This is a genomic window from Hominimerdicola alba (genome assembly GCF_900109655.1).
In the GTDB taxonomy this organism is placed as follows: domain Bacteria; phylum Bacillota; class Clostridia; order Oscillospirales; family Ruminococcaceae; genus Hominimerdicola; species Hominimerdicola alba_B.
This window is the reverse complement of sequence record NZ_FOAT01000002.1, coordinates 205,506-214,546: the sequence shown is the minus strand read 5'-3', so window position 1 is coordinate 214,546 and position 9,041 is coordinate 205,506. Positions and strand designations below refer to the sequence as shown.

General features: G+C 37.9%; 7 protein-coding genes. All 7 read right to left on the bottom strand.

Annotated elements, in window-relative coordinates; translation table 11 throughout:
• Nucleotides 1-221 precede the first annotated feature (221 nt).
• The 7 genes from BMY75_RS03130 to BMY75_RS03100 all read right to left on the bottom strand — a co-directional run bounded on the left by BMY75_RS03130 (nucleotide 222) and on the right by BMY75_RS03100 (nucleotide 8,523).
• The gene (locus tag BMY75_RS03130) at nucleotides 222-884 is read right to left on the bottom strand and encodes an ABC transporter ATP-binding protein (protein WP_024859123.1); all 663 of its coding nucleotides are present in this window, start codon (nucleotides 882-884) and stop codon (nucleotides 222-224) included.
• A gap of 8 nt (nucleotides 885-892) precedes the next feature.
• Nucleotides 893-3,277 carry an ABC transporter permease gene (locus BMY75_RS03125; RefSeq protein ID WP_074829554.1) on the bottom strand — a complete coding sequence of 795 codons (2,385 nt, stop codon included), beginning with the start codon at nucleotides 3,275-3,277 and terminating at the stop codon, nucleotides 893-895.
• Nucleotides 3,265-4,872 carry an ABC transporter ATP-binding protein gene (locus BMY75_RS03120; protein ID WP_170844237.1) on the bottom strand — a complete coding sequence of 536 codons (1,608 nt, stop codon included), beginning with the start codon at nucleotides 4,870-4,872 and terminating at the stop codon, nucleotides 3,265-3,267. Before BMY75_RS03120 ends, BMY75_RS03125 begins: the two co-directional genes overlap by 13 nt.
• A 53-nt stretch (nucleotides 4,873-4,925) precedes the next feature.
• Nucleotides 4,926-5,897, bottom strand: a complete 972-nt coding sequence (locus tag BMY75_RS03115; RefSeq protein WP_074829547.1) for a hypothetical protein — start codon at nucleotides 5,895-5,897, stop codon at nucleotides 4,926-4,928.
• Nucleotides 5,898-5,961: 64 nt separating this feature from the next.
• Entirely contained in the window at nucleotides 5,962-6,195 is a 234-nt protein-coding gene (locus BMY75_RS03110; RefSeq protein WP_074829543.1) for a hypothetical protein, read from the bottom strand.
• 53 nt (nucleotides 6,196-6,248) lie between these two features.
• A complete protein-coding gene (locus tag BMY75_RS03105; RefSeq protein WP_074829540.1) occupies nucleotides 6,249-7,247 on the bottom strand; it encodes a radical SAM/SPASM domain-containing protein in 999 nt (332 codons plus the stop codon).
• Nucleotides 7,234-8,523, bottom strand: coding sequence for a radical SAM protein (locus tag BMY75_RS03100; RefSeq protein ID WP_074829537.1), 1,290 nt, complete (start codon nucleotides 8,521-8,523; stop codon nucleotides 7,234-7,236). The genes BMY75_RS03105 and BMY75_RS03100 overlap by 14 nt, the downstream gene beginning before the upstream one ends.
• Nucleotides 8,524-9,041 lie beyond the last annotated feature (518 nt).

Here is a 9,041-nt window from a genome sequence, read left to right as displayed (position 1 = left end):
TTTTTCGTGATGTCCTTCATAGCCAGATACAGCATCTTGAAAAGGCTGTCATCTGTAGGAAATACGGATTTTGTTTTGGTCACTTTCCTAAGCTGAAGTATTAGAAAGAAAAAGATATTATCACCTTTTAATTGTATCATAGGCAATTTCGCGGAGATAATAAAGAGTTTTTAAAGTGCTTGCCTCATTGCTGACTCTTCAATTTTTGCTTCTCATGGAGTTTAAACGATCTTACCATCTTCAATAGTAACAATTCTGTCAGCAAATTGAGCGATATCAGGATCGTGTGTTATCATTACAAGAGTATGACCATACTCTTTAACTCCATGAGTTAGTAATTCTATTACATCTGAGCTTATAGCGGTATCTAGATTTCCTGTTGGCTCATCTGCAAGAACTATCTTGGGCTTATTGGCAAGAGCTCTTGCTATGGCAACCCTCTGCTGCTGTCCGCCAGAAAGCTGATTAGGAAAAGATTTTTCCTTGCCTTCAAGTCCAAGCTCTTTTATTACATTCGCTATGTATTTCTTATCCACATTTCCGCCGCCTATATTTACCGGGAAAGTGATATTCTCATAAACATTGAGTACCGGTATGAGATTGTAAGCCTGGAAAACAAATCCTATCTTTCTGCATCTGAGGTCTGACATCAAAGTATCATCAGCATTTTGGTAATTGAAACCCTCCATGATAACATCACCCGAATCATATCCGTCAAGACCCCCGATGACATTAAGCAGAGTGCTTTTTCCCGAACCGCTTTTTCCAAGTATAACAACGAACTCTCCTTCTTCGATTTCTAGGTTAATATCCTTTAATGCGTGAAAGGAGTTATCGCCTGTTTTATAGTATTTGTTTACGTTTTTTAATGAAATAATACCCATGATCATCACTACCTTTCATATATCATTTCTACTATCGAATCTTTTGTACTGCCCTTGATATTGAAATATGCAAACAGTTCTATCGCACCTATGAATATCAGATTTACGAGCAGATATGCAAGTATCGAAATTTTTATCTTATCAAACAGTACAAAGGAAATATACACGTTTACTATAAGAGAAAGTGGTATACTTATAAGAACTGCTATTAGTGAAAGCACAAGGTTCTCATAGCAGGCTACTGTCCACAGATCTTTCAGTTTCAGACCCATAGCTCGCATAACGCCATATTCCGACCTTCTGCTTGTCATATTCTCCTTGATAGTATTGCTTATTATCATAAAACTGAGCACTATTGTCGCAATAACTATATATCCTGATATGATAATCATACCGATAAGCTGTGATTCAGATTCTGCACGTCCGTCGTGAAGATCGGTAACATATACATCAGAAGCTGAAAATGTCATAGCTGAAAGCTCGGTCATTGAACGATCCGTTTTGACAAGGAATGCACAGTAGCCTTTGTTTTCCATATTATTGCTTTCTGCCAGCTTTTCATTAATTATCAGAGTATTACTGTTGTGGTACAGCGCATAATTCAGCTGGCTGGCAGCAGCAAACCAGTGATCTGGCTTCACAGAGAACTTATTATCAGTATCCCGTGAATATATCTCTACCTCTTTAAACTCTTTCTCTGATATCAATACGGAAAATGGCTTTGAACCGTCATAAGTGATTCCATTGATTTTCGAGAACTGCATCCAGAGTTCATCGTCATACAGCATCACCTGAAGATTATCGTCTTCGTCCTGTTGTTTTGCCTTGTCCCAAGTGTAATCAACAAAGCATTTCTCTGTATATACCTTTTCTACCTTATCCGTAGAACACAGTTGCTCCAGATCGGCTTCGGTGAAGCAGTTATTTTCACTTTTAAGATCGGTGATATTTGTCTGTATTGAATAATCACTGAAATCGGCTGCGGTCTTGACAGAATTGAAACCTACTACCGCAAATACATTACTTATCACCAGGCATAGCAGAAAGCTAACAGTTAGTGTAACAGTCTGTATGGCGCTCTTTGCAAAGTTCCTTCTAAGATTACGTAAAGCAAGACCAAAAAGATAATTTTTTGAAGAAAACATTTTTGTCTTTTCTGTGAGCATCTTTTTGGTGGCATTGAATGTCCTTATATTTACAGGATTGGTCTTCCTGATTTTAAGTATAAGTTTAAGGCAGGCAATAAATGCCGAAACAAGGGTAAGCAGATAGGTAATCAGATAGGTGGATACTTTCTGTTCTACTTTCATGCTTGCGGCTGTATTTATCAGTGCAGACATTATCTTCTCGGCCACAGCAAGATTAAGCAGTGCACCTGATGCCATACCTATGATCGTTCCTGCCGATACAATCAGGAACTGCTCAGAGAGAATGAACCGTATGAGCTGCCTGTTGTTTAGACCGATACAGCGCATAGTACCGAAAACACTTATCTTGCGGGCAAAGCTGAGAGTGATCGTATTATAGACGAATATCGTAAGGCAGACTGCGATTATAAGGGACAGCAGAAATATACCCACCGATACAGCCCTGAATGAACCTTCTTCAGCGTAATTCGCAGTCTTTTCTTCATTTCGGATAAGCTGTTCGTAGTTGAAATATCTTCTATCTTCGGGAGTCCCATCAACTACAATATCGCTTATAGCATTAACCGCAATGACTTGCTTGTCTTCATTGAGGTTTCCTTCCTCTGCTTCGACTGTTATCGAATTGGATTTGCTGCATGGCAGACCGTTTTCGCTATAGATATCTGCGGCTGTTTTTAGATCGGTAAAGAAGAAATTTCCCGTATCCATAGTGTCTTTTATTATTCCGCATACTTTGAAAGTTCTGCTGACTTTCAACTGTTTCTCATCGGTCTGATCTGTCATTGTAAAAACAAGCGTAAGTTCATCGCCTATTTTCAGTTCGGGATTGGATATTGTGTAGCTTTCCTCTACGCACATCTCGTTTTCCGCTGAAGGGTATTCACCGCTTATAAGCGAAGTTTTCTTGAAGTAATCCAGATCACCTTCGTATCCCATAATGACTGATGCTTTCGAGAGGTCATAGTCCATATCGCCAACGTAAATGGTAGAAAGGTATCTGTCAGGCTTATCTTTTCCCATATTGCTGAACTTTTCATTTATAGCTGTAAGTTCATCATAACTAAGATCCACCACGTAAAAATCCTGCGGTGCTCCCGAACTAATGAAAGACCTGTATGAAATAATATAGCTTGCGCTGATCTGTATCATACTGAACATCAGCATCGTCGATACAACGATACCTATTATTGCGCTTATACTATACTTTTTATTTCTCAGGATATATCTGTATACTATTTTAAACATCTGGGTTCTCCCTGCTTTATTTTATGATCGTTTATGTTATAAATTATCGACTTATCAATAATGAAATTGCTGCTGTGTGTAACAATTATAACTATCTTGTCGCTGACTACCTCAGAGAGGTTCTCTCTGATATTGCGCTCTGTTATTCCGTCAAGCCCGGCAGTTATCTCATCTATGATAAGGACTGGAAGGTTTTTATAAAGTGCTCGTACAAGGCACAGTCTGCTTTTCTGACCGCCTGAGAAACTGTCACCCTTTTCTGAGACAATAGTATCGAATTTATCGGGCAGTTCTTCAATATCGTCTAGGATATTGCATATCCTGCAAAGATACTTTATGCGTTCTAAGTCTATCTCTTGATCAAGAACGATATTGTTAAGAATAGTATCATTGAACAGTACACTTTCCTGCATCACAACGGAAACAAGGTCGGAAATGTTCTTTGTGCCTATCTCTTGAAGGTTTGAATCGTTGTATTTTATCGTACCTTTGTAATTTCTCAACTGACCTGATATAAGCTGTAAAAGCGTAGACTTTCCAACACCGCTTTGACCACATATGTAGTAAATGTGTCCCTTTTTGAACTTTGCCTTTGCATCATGGAATATCATTTCTGTATCATATGAGAATGAAAGCTTTGATACTTTTATCTCAGAAATGCTGTCAATATTTATTTTGGGGTCAGTATCTTTTCTTTCAAGGATGGTTGATATTTTATTGATAGTATCATATTTTGAAGCAAAGTTAGATGGTATAGAGATAAGACCGATTATCGGTGATGAAAGTGAGGAAGCGTACTGGTTGAATGAGATAAGGGCTCCAACAGTAAGGGTACCTAGGATGACCTTGTAACCGCCCCACAATAGTATTATACCACCAACTACGTTCATCGTCAATGAGATGAACGACTGTATCATGCTCGAAAACATAGTCTGTGACTTGGTGACTTTATACTCATTGTCCAGAGCTTTTTCATATCGTTTCTTCGCAAAACTTCCTGCACCTAGCAAGGATATCTTCTTCATATTCAGCACTATCTCGTTGATAGCGGAGTGCAGAGCTATATAACTGTTGCGTGACTCTTTACCCTTTAACTCTTCGATGCCCTGTGTCTTCAGACGTACAATTATCAGCATCGACTGCAATATTACAGATACCAGAGCAAGATCTGGCTGTAATTTTATCACGATTATCATTGAGGAAACTGCGCTTATTATATTTCTTACAAAGTTGATGGATTCTTTATAAGCCAGGCTTATGTATGAAGATGCATCCCGTTCGAGCAGGGATACATATTCTCCCGACTTGTCAGCAAAAAAGGAATTATCGATGCAGTAGTCAAGTATTTTGGTTTTTAGCCCCTTAGACATTTTGTAGTTAAGGAACATATCGAATCTCATCTGCATTATATTGAATATCTCCGTCAAGGCATTCGCTGCCAGCAGCAGCATAACAGAGAAAAATAGCACTTTCAGATCCTTGTTCTTTAATCCTTTATCAAATATAAGTATATTGATGAGAGGTGCAAGATAAAGTATAATGGAAGAAATGAGCGTCAGGAAAAGTGATACAAAATAATACTTTTTAAATTTCATAAAAAACGAAATCATCGTTTTTATATGATATTTTTTAAAAAATGGAACTTTCCTCATTTATGAATCTTCTCCCCTATATATGCACATAAACTGCCGATGGTCGCAAAATCTGTATATCTCATCTTCTCGGGCGTTGCAGATATTCTGAACTTATCAAGCATATATGTGAGAAACTTAAAAAGTTCGCAGCTGCCCAGTTCACAAAGTTCAAAGGTGGGTGAGGTCTCGCCTAGGCAGCTTATATCTACAGGACATTCGCTTATATAACCTGACAGTTCATCCAGAATTTCCTGGCTAAATTCGCAGGATAGAGCATTTTCTCTTATCTGATGTATAATATTATCTTCTTCGGAAAGAGTGTTTTTCTTGATCCACGCCTCTATTTTATCACAGCTGTTGTCATTTTCATCTACAAAGGCATTTATGATGGCAGCAGCAAATTTTGGAACAGCTTTGCTCGTCCCGCCGAATAGACACGAACCGATTTTCCCACAATTGATGAACTCAGCTTCGGCATCACCGGAGATATGCTTTGTTTCCATATCATTAACACAATAATATGGCTTTTCTGTAAACGCGCCCTGGCTTATACCATATACGCATTCAAAAGAAAACGGATAGCATAGACCATCCGAGGGTCTGTTTGAATCAGCCGCTATTATCGTAACACCAGATAGTGCTAGCCTTTTGCAGATATCTTTAGTCTGCTCATAGCGTTCCTTGTTAGCCAGTGTTACTGACATTATGATGATGTCCACATCATTATTCTTCAAAATGTCTTCTAGCGCATTAAATGCTGCAAGGCCACTGCCTTGGTGTTCTTTTGTGAAAATATTATACAGATATATCTTCTCTATTAGATCGGCATTAGTATATTTCAGAATTGTATTTATCACCATCGCGCTGTGGGTCGCTTTGGTATCACGCCCAAAGTAGTCTTTAATAACAATTTTGTTCCTGATACTTTCAGGAATGGCATCTATATTCAAAGCAGTATCAATGACTGCAAGATTAAATTTCATCATATTTTTATCCTCTAGAACACAAAAAGCAGGGCGTATGGTCACGCCCTGTTTTTCGTTATGCTTTTTACCAGTAAATGCATGTCTTAGGAGTCTTGTCACGATAGCAGTAAATGTGGCCATTAGCTGTTATTTCTTTATACTCATCAATATCAAATCCCCAGTACTGACGACCACCTTTTATCTGCTCATCGATATTAGCGCGAGCGGAACCACGGTACTCATTGCAGTCATCATAGCAACTCTGTGCCTGAGCATCAAACTCATTTACAAAAGCATCTGTGATCTTTTCGATTTTCATGTTGTCACTTCCTTTCCTATACTATTTTATTAAATCAGGCAGTTTAACCTGATCTAAGCATTATTCTTTACCCGAATACCATGCATGATATGCTCTAATTTGCATATCATAGGTGAAGCAGTCAGGTAGTCGCCCGTAAGCGATTTGTTGGTATACTTGCATCTCATTGAAAGGCAGGTATATTCATTTCTACAACCATCACAGGTGGTATTTCTCCTATCGTAATAGACCATATATTTATCTAATAATCTGTTATCTATGCCACTGAACACAGAACCTATGATATGTTCTGCATCATTTACCATACAAGAGCAAGGATATATATTTCCGTCTGCTGCGATATTGAAGTTCGTCACACCTCCGTCACAGAGCCCTTTTTTCAATTTTTGTTTTATATCACTGTAGAATGAGAATTCCGTTGTATCGTTCTCATCAAGTGCTGTATATATCATTATCAGCTGTTCCTGAAGGGTATCAAACAGTTCATCAGTCCAGCGATTGTCATAAAGATCGATCATTCCAACAATGGTCTTAACATTCATGCTTGCGATACTTGTTACGCTTTCATACAATCTTTCCACTGTATCAGGGGTAACAGTCATCCTTATCCTTACATCGATTTTTTCTTCCATTAACGCCTCAAGTGCGCCTATCGCATAAACATAGGAACCGGTACCGTCATGCTTTTTTCTATTGATGTCATGCACTTTCTCCGTACCGTCAATGCTGAGAGATACGTATACATTGTTCTTTTTCAGCACATCTATAACACGGTCATTCATTACTGTACCATTGGTAGTCAGCGAATAGCCAAATCTTCCGAATTTGCCGCACTTGACCATTATTTTTTCAATGCCGTCCAGAGCTAACAGAGGCTCTCCGCCATGAAAATTTATCATGTTTGACTTTCCACGCTCCATATGTTCCTGTATGAAAGAGATAGTCTTTTCTATTACTTCATCATCCATCGCTATGTTACGCTTTATTCCCTCATAACAATAGGAGCAGCAAAGGTTGCATTTTTCAGTTATCCAGATATTAAACGCGCTCATAATCTCTCCAGTACAAATCGAAATAGTTGCTGTATTCAGCACAGCGCCTTTCGATATCTCCACTGACCATCATCTTTTTTATCTCGGCTGCACAGCTAAAACACATAAGCTGTTTTTCACAATTCGAGCAATGCGGTACATTTTCGGGCAGATATCTTGAGAAATTATAATATCCCTCCGACGTAAGATATTTTCTTGATGAAATAAACTCTTCGGGGTCTTCAATATCAAGGATATTGAACAGCTTGTATTCATCATCCATAAACATCGGGCAGGGGAAAACATCGCCCTTCTGGTCAATCTGGAATTCTGTAACAGCACCCTGACAGGCAAATATCTGGGGCTGGTAGTTGTAAAGCTTATTTGAAACAAAATTATCCTCGACACGATTCCAGTTTATGCAGCTTATATCGTTTTCTCTATCTACCGTCACCTGATCATAAAGTTCTCTGCCTCTGCCGACAGGTTCAAATGCTCTGATGACGGGAAGAACATCAAGTGACTTGCAAAGTTCTCTGAATTGTGTAGTATTATCCATATTATCAGATGTTCTTATCATGGAAAGACTTATCCTATTTGTATATTTACGAAGGAACTTTACTGCATTTATGACCTTGTCATATACGCCTTTTCCTCTGATAGCTTCGCAAGATGCTTCATCATATCCGTCTAGACTTAGGTTGAAGTTATCATACTTTTCGGTAAGATACTTAGCTGTTGCTTCATCCTTTATCAGTGTGCCGTTTGTCATGATAGATAAAGAACCACTGTATACAGAGCGTATCTTTTCTGTGATCTCAAAGAAATCTTTCCTATACATAGGCTCGCCTCCCGATACTGTAACATCATCGGTATCAAAGAGCATCATGCGGTCTATTATTTTAAAAATCTCATCAGTAGAAAGTTCATTGCCTCTAAGATCATCTCCTGCTGATATACAGCAATGTCTGCATCGCAGATTGCATTGATTTGTTATATCAAGAGAAACCTTGCTTTTTCTCAAAGTGAGAAGCTCATTTTCGTTGTGCTTCCACATCTTCAAAGCATCAAGTCTTTCAGATATTTTGACAAGCAGTTCTCTGGAGCTATCGTCTTCAACAAAAGCAAAAAGCTGTTCAAATAACATATTCTCAGCTTCAGCACGCTTGTATATGCTGACTATCTCATCACTAAGAAACAGACAATTGCCGGTTCTGATATTAGCAACAAGACTCTTGCTGTTTTTGGAAAAAATCTTTGTATACTCTGAAAATTCGACTTTTGCTTTGTTAAGCATATAATCATTTGCCTCCTTGAAAATGAGTTTTTTGTTTAATTATATCTGCCAGACAAGTGGTTGCTGTTGTCTGCCGTATTCAATGATTCCTCGGTTGAATTTTTCTATATTCGAGTCATCGATGTCAAGAATGTCGTAATAATTTATTGAATTAAGCAAAATTACTTATCTATGAAGTTCATTTAATCCGATTTAGCAGCGAAATAATATGTAGTATTTAATGTAGTTGCAAGAAGAAAATTAAGTTGTATACTACACTTACTCTAAGTATAGAATAATACCTTCATTACTCTTTGGACAGTTATTATATAAATAGCGAATCGAATAATTAATAGATATTAATACGCCGTTAAGCTGGTATTAATCACCGCTGTTAATTATAGAATATAATCAATAGAACAGACATTATGTCGTGTCGTTATAGTTATTATATACTATTAAGCCTGATTTGTCAATAGTTTTGAGGGGCTTATTTTCGAATTGTATAGTTTGCAATCAATCAAAATTAATCTGAGAGA